Origin of the sequence: Catenulispora acidiphila DSM 44928, assembly GCF_000024025.1 — a bacterium.
Taxonomy (GTDB): domain Bacteria; phylum Actinomycetota; class Actinomycetes; order Streptomycetales; family Catenulisporaceae; genus Catenulispora; species Catenulispora acidiphila.
Map to the genome: position 1 here is coordinate 1,243,436 of NC_013131.1, position 14,494 is coordinate 1,257,929.

The 14,494-nt window shown below is 70.1% G+C and carries 15 protein-coding genes; 10 read left to right on the forward strand and 5 right to left on the reverse strand.

What is annotated here, in order from left to right; all coding sequences use genetic code 11:
- Positions 1-185 precede the first annotated feature (185 nt).
- The 6 genes from CACI_RS05450 (at position 186) to CACI_RS05475 (ending at position 7,298) form a co-directional block, all read left to right on the forward strand.
- Entirely contained in the window at positions 186-1,022 is an 837-nt protein-coding gene (locus tag CACI_RS05450) for an MIP/aquaporin family protein (RefSeq protein ID WP_012785320.1), read from the forward strand.
- Positions 1,019-2,017 carry a dihydroxyacetone kinase subunit DhaK gene (dhaK, locus tag CACI_RS05455; protein ID WP_012785321.1) on the forward strand — a complete coding sequence of 333 codons (999 nt, stop codon included), beginning with the start codon at positions 1,019-1,021 and terminating at the stop codon, positions 2,015-2,017. The genes CACI_RS05450 and dhaK overlap by 4 nt, the downstream gene beginning before the upstream one ends.
- Positions 2,018-2,141: 124 nt before the next feature.
- Entirely contained in the window at positions 2,142-2,765 is a 624-nt protein-coding gene (gene dhaL, locus CACI_RS05460; protein WP_012785322.1) for a dihydroxyacetone kinase subunit DhaL, read from the forward strand.
- Positions 2,762-4,456 carry a putative PEP-binding protein gene (locus CACI_RS05465; RefSeq protein WP_012785323.1) on the forward strand — a complete coding sequence of 565 codons (1,695 nt, stop codon included), beginning with the start codon at positions 2,762-2,764 and terminating at the stop codon, positions 4,454-4,456. The genes dhaL and CACI_RS05465 overlap by 4 nt, the downstream gene beginning before the upstream one ends.
- A 35-nt stretch (positions 4,457-4,491) precedes the next feature.
- Positions 4,492-5,481 (forward strand): aldo/keto reductase, encoded by a 990-nt coding sequence (locus CACI_RS05470; RefSeq protein ID WP_012785324.1) that lies wholly within the window; start codon positions 4,492-4,494, stop codon positions 5,479-5,481.
- Between the two features lie 98 nt (positions 5,482-5,579).
- Positions 5,580-7,298, forward strand: coding sequence for a dihydroxyacetone kinase subunit DhaK (locus CACI_RS05475; protein ID WP_012785325.1), 1,719 nt, complete (start codon positions 5,580-5,582; stop codon positions 7,296-7,298).
- A 31-nt stretch (positions 7,299-7,329) separates the two neighbouring features.
- Here CACI_RS05475 and CACI_RS05480 read toward each other — a convergent pair whose 3' ends face one another.
- Together CACI_RS05480 and CACI_RS05485 are read right to left on the reverse strand one after the other, a co-directional pair.
- Positions 7,330-7,848, reverse strand: coding sequence for an SHOCT domain-containing protein (locus tag CACI_RS05480; RefSeq protein WP_012785326.1), 519 nt, complete (start codon positions 7,846-7,848; stop codon positions 7,330-7,332).
- A 32-nt stretch (positions 7,849-7,880) separates the two neighbouring features.
- Positions 7,881-8,933, reverse strand: coding sequence for a Gfo/Idh/MocA family protein (locus CACI_RS05485; protein ID WP_012785327.1), 1,053 nt, complete (start codon positions 8,931-8,933; stop codon positions 7,881-7,883).
- A gap of 58 nt (positions 8,934-8,991) precedes the next feature.
- Here CACI_RS05485 and CACI_RS05490 point away from each other — a divergent pair, with 58 nt between their 5' ends.
- Positions 8,992-10,131, forward strand: coding sequence for an ROK family transcriptional regulator (locus CACI_RS05490; protein WP_223297464.1), 1,140 nt, complete (start codon positions 8,992-8,994; stop codon positions 10,129-10,131).
- 13 nt (positions 10,132-10,144) lie between these two features.
- Here the strand turns inward: CACI_RS05490 and CACI_RS05495 are convergent, their stop codons facing one another.
- Genes CACI_RS05495 through CACI_RS05505 form a run of 3 tightly spaced genes read right to left on the reverse strand, consistent with a single transcriptional unit; the run spans position 10,145 to position 12,160 of the window.
- On the reverse strand, positions 10,145-10,717 hold the full coding sequence (locus CACI_RS05495) for a dihydrofolate reductase family protein (RefSeq protein ID WP_012785329.1): 573 nt from the start codon (positions 10,715-10,717) through the stop codon (positions 10,145-10,147).
- 1 nt (position 10,718) lies between these two features.
- Positions 10,719-11,492, reverse strand: coding sequence for an SRPBCC family protein (locus CACI_RS05500; RefSeq protein WP_012785330.1), 774 nt, complete (start codon positions 11,490-11,492; stop codon positions 10,719-10,721).
- Complete coding sequence (locus CACI_RS05505) at positions 11,489-12,160, reverse strand: ArsR/SmtB family transcription factor (protein ID WP_012785331.1); 672 nt, start codon at positions 12,158-12,160, stop codon at positions 11,489-11,491. Before CACI_RS05505 ends, CACI_RS05500 begins: the two co-directional genes overlap by 4 nt.
- Positions 12,161-12,337: 177 nt before the next feature.
- Here CACI_RS05505 and CACI_RS45135 point away from each other — a divergent pair, with 177 nt between their 5' ends.
- From CACI_RS45135 to CACI_RS05520, 3 genes are read left to right on the forward strand one after another with little or no spacing between them, the layout of a single operon-like run.
- Entirely contained in the window at positions 12,338-12,997 is a 660-nt protein-coding gene (locus CACI_RS45135; RefSeq protein ID WP_012785332.1) for a hypothetical protein, read from the forward strand.
- Positions 12,997-13,500, forward strand: a complete 504-nt coding sequence (locus CACI_RS05515; RefSeq protein WP_041540075.1) for a hypothetical protein — start codon at positions 12,997-12,999, stop codon at positions 13,498-13,500. The genes CACI_RS45135 and CACI_RS05515 overlap by 1 nt, the downstream gene beginning before the upstream one ends.
- 50 nt (positions 13,501-13,550) lie before the next feature.
- Entirely contained in the window at positions 13,551-14,411 is an 861-nt protein-coding gene (locus tag CACI_RS05520; RefSeq protein ID WP_012785334.1) for an alpha/beta fold hydrolase, read from the forward strand.
- The last annotated feature ends 83 nt before the right edge of the window (positions 14,412-14,494 follow it).

A 14,494-nucleotide genomic window follows, 5' to 3' on the forward strand; every position in this document is an offset into this window, starting at 1 on the left:
CTAGCTTCCGAACATCGTTCAGTGATGACGAACACAAGTCAGCCGCGTAAAGCTTTAGTCGCGAGGCGCTGGGAGACCCGTTCCCACCCTGCCGCGGCACCCATGGCACCGCACCAAGCCATCCCGTCCCGCTCCCGTCGCCTCGGAGGAGGTGAGACGCCCGCCGGCTCCCGGTCGGGCGGACCATGGCAGAAAACGCAGAGAACACAGCGAACACAGCGAACACAGCGAACGCGGAAACCGCGGGAAACACGTTCCCCCAAAAGCTCCTCGCGGAGCTGATCGGCACGGCGGTCCTGGTCTTCATCGGTGTCGGCTCCGTTCCCGCCACCCTCATCCTCGGCGGCACCGCCCCGTTCACCATGGCCGAACTCGGCATGATCTCCTTCGCGTTCGCCATGGCCGTGGTCGCGATGGTCTACACCCTCGGGCACGTCTCCGGCTGCCAGATCAACCCCGCCGTCACCCTCGCGCTGGCCGCCACCGGCAAGCTGACCTGGCGCGACGTGCCCGGCTATATCGCCGCACAGGTCGCGGGGGCGACACTCGGTGCATGGGCGATCGTCGGCGTGCTCGGTCACAAGGCGGTCGACGCGGGCCTGGGCATCGCCTCCTACGGCTCCGGCGTCGGCACCGGCCGGGCGTTCCTCGCCGAGGCGATCGGCACCGGGATCCTGGTGTTCGTCGTGTTCGGCGCGGCGGTGGACAGCCGCGCGCAGAGCTCGTTCGCGGGTTTGGCGATCGGCCTGGCGGTGTTCGCGATCATCATCCCGATCGCCCCGGCGACCGGCGCGTCCATCAACCCGGCCCGCACCATCGGACCGATGCTCATGGGCCAGTTCTATGGCACGACCGTGCACTGGAACCAGCTTTGGGTCTACCTGAGCGCGGAGATACTCGCCGGTGTGGCAGCGGGCTTCGTCTACGTCGCGCTCAACGCCCGGCGCGCGGCCGCCCCGATTGCCCCGACCGCCCCCTCCGCTTCGTCCGTCGCAGTGCCCTCCGAAGGAGTCCCGGCATGAAGAAGCTGATCAACTCTCCCGATTCCGTCCTCGGCGACGCGCTCGCCGGTGTCGCGGCGGCCCACCCCGCGCTGCACGTCGACACCGAGGCGCGCGTCATCACCCGCGCCGGCGGGCCCTCGGTCGGCAGGGTCGCGCTGATCTCCGGCGGCGGCTCGGGCCACGAACCGCTGCACGGCGGCTTCGTCGGTCCCGGCATGCTGCACGCCGCCTGTCCCGGGGAGGTCTTCACCTCGCCGGTCCCGGACCAGATGCTGGCGGCGGCGCAGGCGGTGAACGGCGGCGCCGGCGTGGTGTTCATCGTGAAGAACTACACCGGCGACGTCATGAACTTCGAGATGGCCGCCGAACTGGCCGGGGACGACGGCATCGAGGTCGCCACCATCCTGGTCGACGACGACGTCGCGGTCAAGGACTCCACCTGGACCGCCGGACGCCGCGGGACCGGCGCGACCGTCTTCGTCGAGAAGATCGCCGGGGCGCTCGCCGAACAGGGCGCCGACCTGGCCGAGGTCGCCGAGATCGGCCGCCGGGTGAACGCCGCCTCCCGCAGCTTCGCCGTGGCGCTGACCGCGTGCACCACGCCCGCGGCCGGCAAGCCCGGCTTCGACCTCGCCGAGGACGAGATGGAGGTCGGCGTCGGCATCCACGGCGAGCCCGGCCGCAGCCGCGAGAAGCTCGAGCCGGCCTCGGCGATCGTCGCGCGCTCGCTCGACGCCATCTTCGCCGACCAGCCGCTGGCCGCCGGCGACCAGACCATCGTCATGGTCAACGGCCTCGGCGGCACCCCATTGATCGAGCTGTACGTCGCCTACGCGGAGGTTGCCGCGTACTTCGCCGAGCGCGGCGTCCAGATCGCGCGCAACCTGGTCGGGAACTACATCACCAGCCTGGAGATGGCGGGCGTGTCGCTGACCGTGTGCAAGGCCGACGCGCAGATGCTTGCCTTGTGGGACGCGCCGGTGAACACCCCGGCGCTGCGCTGGGGCGCCTGAGCCGACCCCGGCGCGACGATCGAAGCAGACGCAGACCGAAGCAGACCGAAGCAGACCGAAGCGGAACGGAAGCGCGGGTCCGGGCACCGCCCCGGACCCGCCCGACAGAGCAAGGAGCCGACCGGTGGACATCCACCTCACCCGGGCCTGGGTGCAGGCCATAGCCGCGGCGATGGACCAGCACAAGGACCACCTGACCCAGCTGGACTCGGCCATCGGCGACGCCGACCACGGCGTGAACATGCAGCGCGGCTTCACCGCCGTCGTGGCCGCCCTGGACGGCTACGAGGCGGTCGGCGTCGGCGACGTGCTCGTCAAGACCGGGACCACGCTGATCTCGAAGGTCGGCGGCGCCGCCGGTCCGTTGTACGGGACGTTCTTCCGCAACGCCGGCAAGCAGTTGTCCGGACCGACCGCCGACGCCGAGCAGCTTTCGGCGGCCTTCGACGCCGGACTCGCCGGCGTGCAGAAGCTCGGCGCCGCGGTGCCCGGTGACAAGACGATGGTCGACGCCCTCGTGCCCGCACTCGATGCGTTCGGCGCCGCCGCGCGCGCCGGCGAGAGCGACGCCGCGGCCGCGGAGAAGGCTGCGGCAGCCGCTGAGACCGGCATGCAGGACACCACTCCCTTGCAGGCCCGCAAGGGACGCGCTTCCTACTTGGGCGCACGCAGCATCGGACACCAGGATCCCGGCGCCACCTCCACCGCGCTGGTCTTCCGAGCCCTTGCCGAGGTGCTGCAGTCGTGACCCGGTTGACCTTCGTCGGACAGTCCGCTTCCACCGGTACGGCTCTGGGCGTGCTGCACCATACGGATCTGGCGCCTGCCGTGGCTGCGTCGCGTGACCCTGGCGGGGACCGGGACAGCGACCCGATCGCAGAGGTCACCGATGCCTTCGACGCGGTGGCGGCGCAGCTGGCCGAGCTTTCGCAGACGCTGCGCGCCTCCGGACAGACCGACATGGCCGACATCGTCGAGGTCAACGGCTACATCGCGCAGGACCAAGAGCTGCGCGGCGCGGCTCTGCAACATCTGGGTACCGGGCAGCCGGTCTCGGACGCGGTCGGGCAAGCCGTGAACGAGTACGCCACGCTGCTCGCGTCCTTGGACGATCCGACCCTGGCCGAACGCGCCGCCGACGTCCGTCAGGTCGGACGCCGAGTCCTCGCGCACCTCGCCGGCGTGAAGGTCGCGACGCCCGAGGGCCCGGTCGTGCTGGTCGCGCAGGAGATCGGCGCCGCGGACCTGCTGGAGTACGGCGAACTGGTCGTCGCCGCGGTCTCCGTCATCGGCGGACCCAACAGCCATGCCTCGATCATCGCGCGCTCGCTGGGGATTCCGCTGATCCTGGGTATCGATCCGGAGGTGGTGAACCACCCGGACGGTACCGAGGTCCTGATCGACGCCGAGCGCTCCAGCGTCACCGTGTATCCCGAGGCGGAGGAACGGGAAGCCGCTGTCGCGGTGATGGACGCAGCGCGCCGGCGCCGCGAAATCCTTGCCGCAGAACGGGATCTGCCGTCTCAGACCCTTGATGGACGAGCGGTCGCCTTGCGTGCCAACGTCGCCGCGTCGATCGAGGCCAAGGCAGCGAACGCCGCCAACGCCGACGGCGTGGGGCTGCTGCGTACCGAGCTGCCGTTCCTGGACGCGCGCGCGTGGCCGACGGTGGATCAGCATGCTGCCGTACTCCGGCCGATCCTCGGCAAGCTCGCCGGACAGCCGGTGACGGTGCGCACGCTGGACTTCGCCGACGACAAGTTCCCGCCGTTCCTCGCCGACCAGGCTGTCGACGGACACCTGGGCCGAGGTCTGCCGCACATGCTCGCCGACCCGCAGGCGTTCGCGCATCAGTTCCGCGCGATCCTCACCACCGGCGCTGCGTGCGACCTGCGCATCATGATTCCGATGGTAGCCACGGTCGCGGAACTCGCAGCCTGCGCGAAGACTCTCGCCGACGTCGCCGCGGACATGGGCGTCGCGCCGCCGCCGATCGGCGCGATGATCGAGCTGCCCGAGGCGGTCGCCATCGCCGACGACCTGGCCCAGGCGGCTGCCTTCTTCTCCATCGGCAGCAACGACCTGACCAGCCAGATCCTGCGCCTGGACCGGCGCGATCCGGCGGTGTCGCCAGCGCTCGCGGCGCATCCGCAGGTGCTCGGCGCCATCGCGCGCACCGTGCAGGCGGCGCATCGGCACGGCATCCGGGTATCAGTGTGCGGCGACGCCGCCGCGCATCCCCTTGTCATCCCGCTGTTGATCGCCTTGGGCTGCGACGTGCTCTCGGTCGCCCCCGCCGCGCTGGACGAGACGCGCGTCCGCATCCGCCGTCTGGACGCGCGGGTCTGCGCCGATGCCGCTGCCGAGGCGCTGGGCTGCGAGACGCTGGAGAGCGTGCAGCGCATAGTGCGCCGGCGTTGCTGGCCGTCCATGCCCTGAAGCCGGATCCATCGAGCAGTACACGGGAGATGTTCATGACGTCGAAGCACCCTGACTCCGGTCGCGCCTCGACCGCCGCCTTCGGGCTCGGTCTGGCGGCGGTGGGACGCCCGGGGTACATCAACCTGGGCCGCGATGCGGACCTGCCCGCAGATCGCTCGGTCGAGGCGATGCGGTCCCGCGCGCACGAACTGCTCGACGCCGCCTACGCAGCCGGGATCCGCTACTTCGACGCCGCGCGCTCCTACGGACGAGCCGAGGAGTTCCTGGGCGGATGGCTACGTGCGCACCCTGATATCCACGATGTCGCCGTCGGCAGCAAATGGGGCTATACCTACACCGCGGACTGGCAGATCGACGCGCCGGTCCACGAGGTCAAGGAGCACAGCGTCGCCGTGTTCACCCGGCAGATCGGCGAGACCCGGTCCCTGCTGGGCGACCGGCTGAACCTCTACCAGATCCACTCGATCACCCCCGACAGCCCGGCGCTGAGCGATGTGGGTCTGCACCGCAGGCTCGCGGCGTTGGCGGCGCAGGGCGTGCGGATCGGGCTGTCGACCAGCGGACCGCAGCAGGCCGAGGCGATCCGCGCGGCGATGCGGATCACCATCGGCGGCAGCCGGTTGTTCGAGTGCGTCCAGGCGACTTACAACCTGCTGGAGACATCGGTCGGACCCGCGCTGGCCGAGGCTCACGAGGCGGGCTGGACGGTGGTCGTCAAGGAAGGGCTGGCCAACGGCCGACTGACCGACGCGCATCTGGCGGAGCAGGACCAGGACGACTCGGCGTTGTCCGACGTCGCGAAGTCGGCGGCGGTCGGCGCCGACGCTGTCGCGCTGGCGGCGATCGCGGCTCAGCCGTGGGTCGACATCGTGTTGTCGGGCGCGGCCACCGTGGCGCAGCTGGCGAGCAATGTCGTAGCCGCGCAGGTCGATCTGACGCCTGATCAGCTCGAACAGCTTTCCGCGCTGGTGATGCCGGCGCAGGAGTACTGGACGCAACGGTCCCAGATGGCTTGGCGCTAGGCGCGCCCGCCTTCGTTCGCCTTTCACCTTCATCTCTCTCACTCCCCTCACTCCCTCACCCCTCACCCCTCACTGCACAACGCAACGGAGCACCACTGATGACGTACTTCCTGCCGTCGGCCGATGCCGTCGTGAGCGCCGCCCGCGGCCTCGCCCTGGCGCACCCCGGCCAGATCGAGGTGCACACGAGCCCGCTGTATCTGCGGGCTCTGTCAAGCCACCCGGACCGCACGGTCGCTCTGATTTCGGGCGGCGGCTCCGGTCACGAGCCGTTGCACACCGGTCTGCTCGGACCCGGCGGACTGGACGCCGTCTGCCCCGGCGAGATCTTCGCCTCGCCGCACAACCGGCAGATCTACGCCGCCGGGGTCGCCGCCGCCAAGAGCGACGGGGTCCTGCTCATCATCAAGAACTACACCGGCGACGTCATCAACTTCCAGATCGCCGCCGAACGCCTGCGCCACGAGAGCATCCCGGTCGCGACCGTCCTGATCGACGACGACGTGGCCACCGACAACAAGGACACCGCGACGGGTCGGCGCGGCACGGCCGCCACGGTCGTCGTCGAGAAGCTGCTCGGCGCCTTCGCCGACCAGGGCGCCAAGCTCGACGACCTCGCGACGCTCGGCGCGCAGATCGTGGCGCGCTCGCGCAGCCTCGCCGTCGCCGCCCGCGCGCAGACCTCGCCGGCGACCGGCGAACCGGCGTTCGCGCTGACTCCGGGAAGCCTGGAGTACGGCGTCGGGATCCACGGCGAGCGCGGCACGGGCACCATCGAGCAGCGTCCGGTCGACGAGCTCGTTCATCAGATGGCTGATGAGCTGCTCGCCGCGCTGCCCGGAGAGCCCGACCAAGTACTGGCGGTCGTCAACGGACTCGGCGCCACGACCAGCCTGGAACTGCATGCCATCGGGTCGCTGTTGTACGACAGGCTCACCTCGCGCGGCGTCCGGCCGGTCGCCGTCGTGCCTGGCACCTTCACCGCGGCCCTCGATATGGCAGGGTTCTCCATCACCCTGACCAGCATGGAGCCGGAGTGGGTCGAGCTGTGGACGGCGTCGTCCGACACCCCGCTCGTGCTGCCCTCCCGCATTCTGACGGCGGATGCTGCGGCGGCAGCCGTGGTCAGTGGGCACGTCACATCGGCGCCCACCGAGGCGACAGCCGGTTCGGACCGAGCCGTCCTCGACCGCTTCTCGCAGAACGTCTCGCAGGCCCGAGCCAACCTCACCACGCTCGACCAGCTCGTCGGCGACGGCGACTTCGGCGACAACCTGGCTGGGGGAGTGCAGCGGGCGCTCGTCCTGAACGCCTCGGGGACCGACGGCATGACGGCGCTGGCGAACGCGTTCCTCGACGACGTCGGTGGGACCAGCGGTCCGCTGTTCGGGTTGTTGTTCCAGCAGTTGGCCGTCGTGTCCTTCGCCGACGACCGCGCCCCGGACGTCCAGGCCGTCGCCGACGCAGCTGCCGCGAGCTACGCCGCCATCCACCGCGTCGGCGGCGCCGAAGTCGGCGACTGCACGCTCATGGACGCGCTCGCCCCGGCTGCCGAAGCGCTGGCCGCTGCTGCCCGCGAAGGGTCGGAGAGCCCGTTCACCACTGCCGCCGAAGCCGCAGTCCAGGGCGCGCTCGACACAGCCTCACTCGCGCCCCGACGCGGTCGAGCCAGCTATGTCGGCGAGCACGCCATCGGAGTCGCCGATCCCGGCGCTTTGGGCGTGGCACTGCTTTTCAGTGCTCTTGCCTACGTCTACGAGCCTGACGCGGCCAAGCGTCTGCCCGACCCCGAGCGCATGACCGCGCGTCGGGAATAGCGGCGGTGAAGACGTCGCAGCCTTGGCGACCTCACCAAGGCTGTGGCACGTCGTCCTCCGGCGGGCTGGTTCCCAGGAGCTTCGCCTTGGCGATGCCGAACTCCTCGTCGCTCAACATGCCTTGGGTGCGCAGCGCGGCCAATTGTTGAAGCTGCTCCACAAGATTCGACGCCTCAGGTACCACCGGAGCCTGATCGATCAGCGGTGCCTGAGGCTCGAGCGCCGGCACGGCGTCCACGGACGCGCGAGCCGCGAGGAGCAAGTCCCGGAACGCGGCCGCGTCGGTCTTGACGCAACCGTTGACCGTGAACGGGTCCTTCCCCTTGCGCGGGATCCCGCCGCCGGGGACCACGACGGTCACGGCCGCGAGAACCATCCCGTTCTTCACGTTCACGCCGGCTATCGCCCCAAGGGGGAACCGGGCCTCGCCCCGGCCCGCGTTCGACAGCCATGTGTGCGTGATGGTGACGTACTGGTCGTCGAAGGAGATCGAGCCGTCCGTGCCCTCGATGATGGTCGTGCCGGGCGGCAGCGGATCCTTCTTGCCCATGTGTTCCCCCTCCACCTCTGGTGGTGGGGAGGTTACAGGGTCCTGCCCTCCGCAGCCGAGCGTCGGGCGCGTTCCAGGACCTCGAGCGTGGCCAGCGCGTCGCGGGGATCGACGGGAGCCGGCGCGCCGTCGCGCAGCGCCGCGACGACGCCGGCGTAGAAGGCGGGATAGTCACCCGGCAGCGACGGATACCGCCGCGCGTCCTCGGTCGCGCCGAGCAGTCCCCAATCGCTGTCGGCCGGCTCGCCCCAGCCGGGTCCGGGACGCTCGCCGGCGCGCAGTGCCGCCTCCTGCGGGTCCAGGCCCTGGACCGAGTACGCACTCTGATTGCCGAGAATCCGCAGGCGCGGTCCGGGTTGCGCGGCCACGGCGCTCATCCACAGATGCGAGTGGACGCCGGAGGCGTGGGTCAGCGCGACGAAAGCGTCGTCGTCGACAGCCGCGCCGGGGCGCCGGACGTTGACCTCGGCGTAGACGCGGTCGGCCGGACCGAACAGGTGCAGCGCCTGGTCGACCAGATGGCTGCCGAGGTCGTTGAGGACGCCGCCGGCCTTGGCCGGGTCCGCCGACTCGCGCCAGCCGGTGGCGACCTGCGGACGCCAGCGCTCGAAACGGGATTCATAGCGGTGCACGTCGCCCAGCGCGCCGTCCGCGATCAGGTGCTTCGCGGTGCGGAAGTCGCTGTCCCAGCGCCGGTTCTGGAAGACGGTCAGCATCACACCGCGCGCCTCGGCGAGCTCGATCAGTGCGCGGGCCTCGGCGGCGGTCGGGGCGAGCGGCTTGTCGACCACGACCGGCAGTCCCGCCTCCAGCGCGGCGCGCGCGGACGGGCTGTGCGTGTCGTTGGGGGAGGCGACGACCACGACGTCGAGCGCCGAGGGATCGGCGAGCAGCTGCTCGACGCTGTCGACGGCGCGCGCCTCCGGGTACTCGCGGCTCAGCTGTTCGCGCCGTTCGGCGTCGGCGGTCACCACGTTCTGCAGCCGCATGCCCGGCGTCGTGGCGATCAGCGGCGCGTGGAAGGCGCGCCCGGCGAGGCCGTAGCCGATCAGGCCGACGCGCAGCGGGTTCTCGGAAGCGCTCATACCGCGAGTTAAGCAACACTGTTGGCAAAGTGCAAAACCGGGTCGCACAATGGGACGCATGGAGCGACGGCGGGCCGGGACGAACCTCGCGGGGTTGCGCGACCACAACACCGCCTTGGTGCTGGGTCTGCTGCGCGCCGCCGACGACGGGGGAAGCAGCCGGGTGCAGCTGGCCGCCGAGACCGGCCTCACGCCGCAGGCGATCAGCAAGATCACGGCTCGGCTGCTGGCCGAAGGGCTGATCGAGGAAGCCGGGCGGACCGCTTCCACCGGCGGGAAGCCGCGCACGATCCTCGCGCTGCGCCCCGAAGCCGGCTGCGCCGTCGGTATCGAGCTGGACCGGCTGAGCACCACGATCCTGCTCGTGGACCTGGCCGGGACCACGCAGAAGCGGTGGTCCGTGGACGCCGGGTTGGCGACCGGGACGCCTGAGCAGACGGTCGTGATGCTCGCCGAGCAGGTACGCCAAGCGGTCGATGCCGCACCTTCCGGGGCGCGGCTGTTCGGCGTGGGCGTCGGCGCGCGCGGGCCGTTGGACTACGTCACCGGGATGCTGCATCGTCCGGCGGGATTGCCTGCTTGGGACGCGTTCCCGTTGCGCGAGGCGTTGGCGGCGCGACTGGATGGGGTGGGGGTGGACGGGCTGGACAGTCCTACCGTGTTGCTCGACAAGGACACCAACACCGCCGCGCTCGCCGCACCCGCGCACGGCAGTACGGCGTACCTGCACCTCGCCGATGGACTCGGCGCCGGAATGCTGTTGAACGGCATCATTTATCGCGGTGCGAGGACGAACGCCGGGGAGTTCGGCCATCAAGTCGTGGAAGCCGACGGTCCGCTTTGTACCTGCGGCGCGCGCGGCTGCCTGGAGGCGTTGTGCATGGCGGCGCTCGCCGACGGCGATCCGCAGACCGCTGCGCGCTGGCTCGGTCTCGGCGCGGCCAATCTCGTCCGTTTGCTCGACATCGACCGGATTCTCCTTGGCGGACACCGGATTTTCGCCGCGCCGGACGTCTACCTGCGTGCGGTCGCCGACCAGATCGCCGGACATCTGCCCGATCCGGTGTGGCAGGACGTTCAGGTGTCGCTGACTCCCGCCGGGGCGGACGCGGTCGCGGTCGGCGCCGCGCATCTCGTGCTGGACACCATGCTGGCGCCGCACGCACATCAGCCCCCTGTCGTTGTGACAGAGGGCTGATGTTCCCCGGCAGTCAGTGGATGACCTCGAAGACGTTCTTCTGGATCCCGTTGCCGTAGGCCTCGCTCTCGACCAGCTTCAGCTTCTGCGCGTCCTTGTCCGAGGTGCTGAACAGGCGCTTGCCGGCGCCGAGCAGCAGCGGGAAGACCAGCAGGTGGTAGCGGTCGATCAGCCCGGCGTCGGACAGCGCGTGGTTGAGCGTGGCGCTGCCGTGGACGATGATCGGGCCGCCCTCGGTCTGCTTCAGGGCCGCGACCTCGTCGAGGGTGCGCAGGATCGTGGTCGGACCCCAGTCGCCGACCAGGTCCGCCTCGGTCAGCGTGGTGGAGACGACGTACTTCGGCATGTCCTTGTAGAGCGAGAACTCCTTCATGCCCGGCCACACCGGGCTGAAGGCCTCGTAGCTGGTCCGGCCCATCAGTATCGCGGTGGACTCCTCCTGCTCGGAGCCTTTCAGCGCGTAGGCCTCGGGGACGAACTCGACGTCCTTGAAGGTCCAGCCGGAGTTCCGGTAGCCGGGCTCGCCGCCGGGAGCTTCGACGACGCCGTCGAGCGAGATGAACGCGGTGCTGATCAGGGTACGCATGTCAGACTCCTTCATTGGTGTTCTGGTCGGTGTTCTGGACGGTCGCGGTCAGCCAGTGCTGCCAGGCTTCCTCGGACGCGGCCTCGGATTCCGCCGGCGCGAACAGGTGGTGGAACATCAGCGCCACGCCCGAGCCGTGGTGGAACGTGTAGAGCGCATCCGCGCTGCGGACGCCGAAGCGTTCGCTGTCGGCCCAGACCACTTCGCCGCCCACCACGGGCGCGGCGCTCGGTCCGCCGTCGACCCGCGAGCCGGTGGTGACCGGCGCGGTCAGCGACAGCGCGCCGGCCAGAAGCGCCTGCACGTCCTGCGACGGGCCGTCGCCGGTCGGCGCCATGCCGAAGACGGGGAACGCGGTGCGCCCCGGGAAGTGCGCCAGGTACTCGTGCAGCGTGTGGAGGTGGAACGGCCAGCCGCGGCGCAGGGCGTCGTATTCGTTCTCCCAGTCGTCGCCGAGCATGCCGCTGTGGACGACGCGCAGGACGGTGCTGCCGCCCTCCCGTCCCTCAAGCAGGTACTCGAAGGCCATGAAGCGGCCGTCGGCGTCGGGGGAGGTGCGGGTCGCCAGGCGCTTGCCGGGGTCGTAGGCGGTGACCACGGCCTCCTCCCGGTAGCCGCCGGTGTCCATGGCGGCGGTTCCGCCTTCCCGCGCCTCGATCTCGTTGCGTCCCATGAACCAGGAGTCGACTCCCGGCCCGGTGGCGATCGCGTCCCAGACCTGCTCGGGGGTGGCCGGCAGCGTGGTTTCGAGCTCGATCTCGAAGGGGTGCGTCATCGCGGGTCCTCCTGTCCTGCTTCAGGCTCGGGCAGCGGCGCGGTCTCGGCAGCCGGCTGTGGTCCGGTCGGGGTGGTTGGAGTGGGCGGTGCCGTCGGGATCGGGTGGAGTCCGACGACCAGCCGGTGGTCCCGGCCGTGCGGGGCGTGCTCGTCGTGGTAGCGGCTGACCAGGGCGGTCACGGCTTGCGTCAGCTCCTCGGCGAACGCGGCGCGGTCGGCGGCGGAGGCGAAGCGGACCTGCGCGTCCATCGCGTAGGTGGCGACGGGCTTCCCGGCGCGTGCCGAGCCGGTCAGCAGCGTGCCGACCTCCTGGATCAGCCGTGAGCCCAGCGCCAGCAGCCAGCGCGCGGACAGCCGGTCGGGGGACCGGTCGGGGTCCGGGCTGACGGCGCCCATGGTGCTGGGGGAGATCACGTAGGCGGCGGCGGTCGCGCCGTAGATCCGCTCGGTGACGTTGCCCTTGCGGCGTTCCTCGACGAGCTCGACCAGGGAGTGCCGTTCGAGTTCCTTCAGGTGGTAGTTGATCTTCTGGCGCGGCAGCCCCAGGCGGCCCGCCAGCATGGCGGCCGATCCGGGTTCGGCCAGGGCGGCGAGGATCCGGGACCGGATCGGGTCCAGGGAGGCCTCCGCGGCGGCGGGTTCGGCGATCACGGCGACGTCGAGCATGCTTCCAGCATCGGGCCGACAAGAGAATTTGTCAAGACAAAAAAAGTTGTCGGTGAGGGGAGGGCAGTGGTCCAGGAAGATCGAAAAGGGGGTGGTGATGACTCTCACGGCCGGTCGGTGTGGCCTGATCGCGGAAAAGTCCGGCACTGATGGCGAAGACGCGCCAGGATGCACATCATGACAAGACGTCTCGCCATCCTGATAGCAGGGCTTTTCGCCGTCCTGCTCGCACTCAGCGGGTGTTCCAAGTCGAAGCCCGTGGCCTACGCGCCCGCCGCCTACGGGGCACAAGTCGGCGGTGTGTTCCAGTGCTACTACGTCGACAGCCCTGCCGAAGTCCAGGCACTGATAGCCAAGGGCTTGTGTCCTCCGAGCTCCGTGCCGACGGCGATGCCGCAGCCGTGGCTCAACCAGTACTTCGCGTATTACGACTCCCCGGCCTACTACAACAATTACGTGCCGGTGGGGAGCCGTTCGCGCTACATAGGCACGTACCACACCTACTACGTCCAGCACTCCTCGGTGATCACCGAGGCCGCCAAGTCGGCGACCTGGAAGGGCTCCAACGGCAAGACCGTGTCCGGGACGCAGGTCGACACGGCGAAGATGAAGTTCTCCACCGGTTCCGGGTCGAACTCGAACATGGGCGGCGGCTCACTGCGCGGCGGATCCAGCGGGGGATCCGTCAGCGGGAGTTCCGGCGGCTCCTCGGGCGGCTCCTCGGGCGGTGACGACGGATCCTCCGGCGGCAGCAGCGGCGGGTCGAGCCACGCGAAGTCCGGCAAGTCCTCCGGCGGGACCAGCGGAGGTTCGCTGCGAGGAGGCAAGAAGAAGTGATGCGGGACTTCTCCGTCTACGGCTATTGGCCGCACACGATGGAGCGCTGGGGCGAGGTGTTCCAGGCGACGTCTGCGCGCGCCGCGGAGGACCTGGCCCAGATGTACGCGGCCGAACGCGGTGCGGCGTTGCGGGTGGCCGGCGTCTTCGAGGGCGTCATCGCCTCCGTCGACCGCTACACGTTGTTCGTCGATCCGCGTGACGTGCGGAACCTGGACGCCGAAGGGCTCGATCCGGACGTGCCAGGGCTGCAGAACGAGACGTGGACGGTACTCGGGCTGATCGAGTCCGCGAAGGACCGCCGCTGGAACGAGCACACCGGCGGGCAGCGGTTCTGCGATCACGTGCTCGCTGATTCGCCCCTGTCCGCCGAGGACGTCGTGGAGGACAAGGCGCGCAGCGAGGGCGGACGGCTGTTGGTGTGCGCGGTGTTCGACGGGACGCGGCAGCGTGCCGATGCGCTGTATGCGAAGTTCGCCGACCCGAACGTGCAGGTCGGGTGAGTCGGACGGCACCGCCGCCCGCCGGCGCGTGGCGGCGGTACCGTGGCGCCATGCCCTTCACGATGAGCAACGGCGTCCGGCTGGCTTATGACGAGGCCGGGACCGCGGGCGCCGGTCCGGCGGTGGTGATGACGCACGGCGGCTTGGCCGATCGACGCATGTGGGACCACCAGTTCCACGCGTTGGCGGAGCACTGCCGCGTGGTGCGTTACGACATGCGCGGGCTCGGCGAGTCCGAGGATTCGCGCGGCGCGTTCGCCCGCTGCGACGACCTGCTGGGCCTGCTGGACGCGCTCGACATCGAGCGGGCGATCCTCGTCGGCAACTCCATCGGCGGCGCGCACTCCATCGAAGCCGCGCTGTCGGCGCCGGAGCGGGTCAGCGGACTCGCGCTGATCTGCTCCGGCCTGACCGAATACGACTGGCCCGCGGAGATGACCACCGAAGTCGGGCACCTCATCGGCGACCGCGTGCCGCCCGAGCGCCTCGCCCGCTACTGGGACCGGAGCGCCGAGTCGATCGACCCGGCCGACGTCGCGGTACTCGCCGAGGTCAACGTCAGCTACATGGTCGCCGGACCGAAGCGGAGCCTGCAGGACCTGGATCCGGCGGTGCGCGAGCTGGCGCTGGAGATGTGCCGCAACAACTTCATGCGCGATTGGAGCGTTCCGCAGTACCAGGAACGCTTTCTGCAGCCGCCGATCATCGACCGGCTGCGCGACATCGCCGTGCCGACGCTGATCGTGAACGGCGTCCACGACCCCTCAGCCATCCAGGAGATCGCCGACCTGATGGCGGTGCGGATTCCGCGGGTGACACGCGTCGATCTGGAGGCCGGGCATTTGCCTCCGATGGAGGCTCCGGAGGAGACGACGCGGGTGTTGCTGGAGTTCATCGCCGCGCTTTTGTAGTTCGCGGAGGCGCTGGGCCGCAGTGCTTATCAGCATTCTGCGGCCCAGCGGCTCTTCTACGCTCTGCTGCTCATTGCCGTGTT

Excerpts from the sequence above, each read along its gene's own strand:
- CACI_RS05520 (WP_012785334.1), top strand. The coding sequence starts at position 13,551 with ATGCCCTTCACGATGAGCAACGGCGTCCGGCTGGCTTATGACGAGGCC.
- dhaK (WP_012785321.1), top strand. The coding sequence starts at position 1,019 with ATGAAGAAGCTGATCAACTCTCCCGATTCCGTCCTCGGCGACGCGCTC.
- CACI_RS05470 (WP_012785324.1), top strand. The coding sequence starts at position 4,492 with ATGACGTCGAAGCACCCTGACTCCGGTCGCGCCTCGACCGCCGCCTTC.
- CACI_RS05490 (WP_223297464.1), top strand. The coding sequence starts at position 8,992 with ATGGAGCGACGGCGGGCCGGGACGAACCTCGCGGGGTTGCGCGACCAC.
- CACI_RS05505 (WP_012785331.1), bottom strand. The coding sequence starts at position 12,160 with ATGCTCGACGTCGCCGTGATCGCCGAACCCGCCGCCGCGGAGGCCTCC.
- CACI_RS05475 (WP_012785325.1), top strand. The coding sequence starts at position 5,580 with ATGACGTACTTCCTGCCGTCGGCCGATGCCGTCGTGAGCGCCGCCCGC.
- CACI_RS05450 (WP_012785320.1), top strand. The coding sequence starts at position 186 with ATGGCAGAAAACGCAGAGAACACAGCGAACACAGCGAACACAGCGAAC.
- CACI_RS05485 (WP_012785327.1), bottom strand. The coding sequence starts at position 8,933 with ATGAGCGCTTCCGAGAACCCGCTGCGCGTCGGCCTGATCGGCTACGGC.
- CACI_RS05495 (WP_012785329.1), bottom strand. The coding sequence starts at position 10,717 with ATGCGTACCCTGATCAGCACCGCGTTCATCTCGCTCGACGGCGTCGTC.
- CACI_RS05480 (WP_012785326.1), bottom strand. The coding sequence starts at position 7,848 with ATGGGCAAGAAGGATCCGCTGCCGCCCGGCACGACCATCATCGAGGGC.
- CACI_RS05515 (WP_041540075.1), top strand. The coding sequence starts at position 12,997 with ATGCGGGACTTCTCCGTCTACGGCTATTGGCCGCACACGATGGAGCGC.
- CACI_RS05500 (WP_012785330.1), bottom strand. The coding sequence starts at position 11,492 with ATGACGCACCCCTTCGAGATCGAGCTCGAAACCACGCTGCCGGCCACC.
- CACI_RS45135 (WP_012785332.1), top strand. The coding sequence starts at position 12,338 with ATGACAAGACGTCTCGCCATCCTGATAGCAGGGCTTTTCGCCGTCCTG.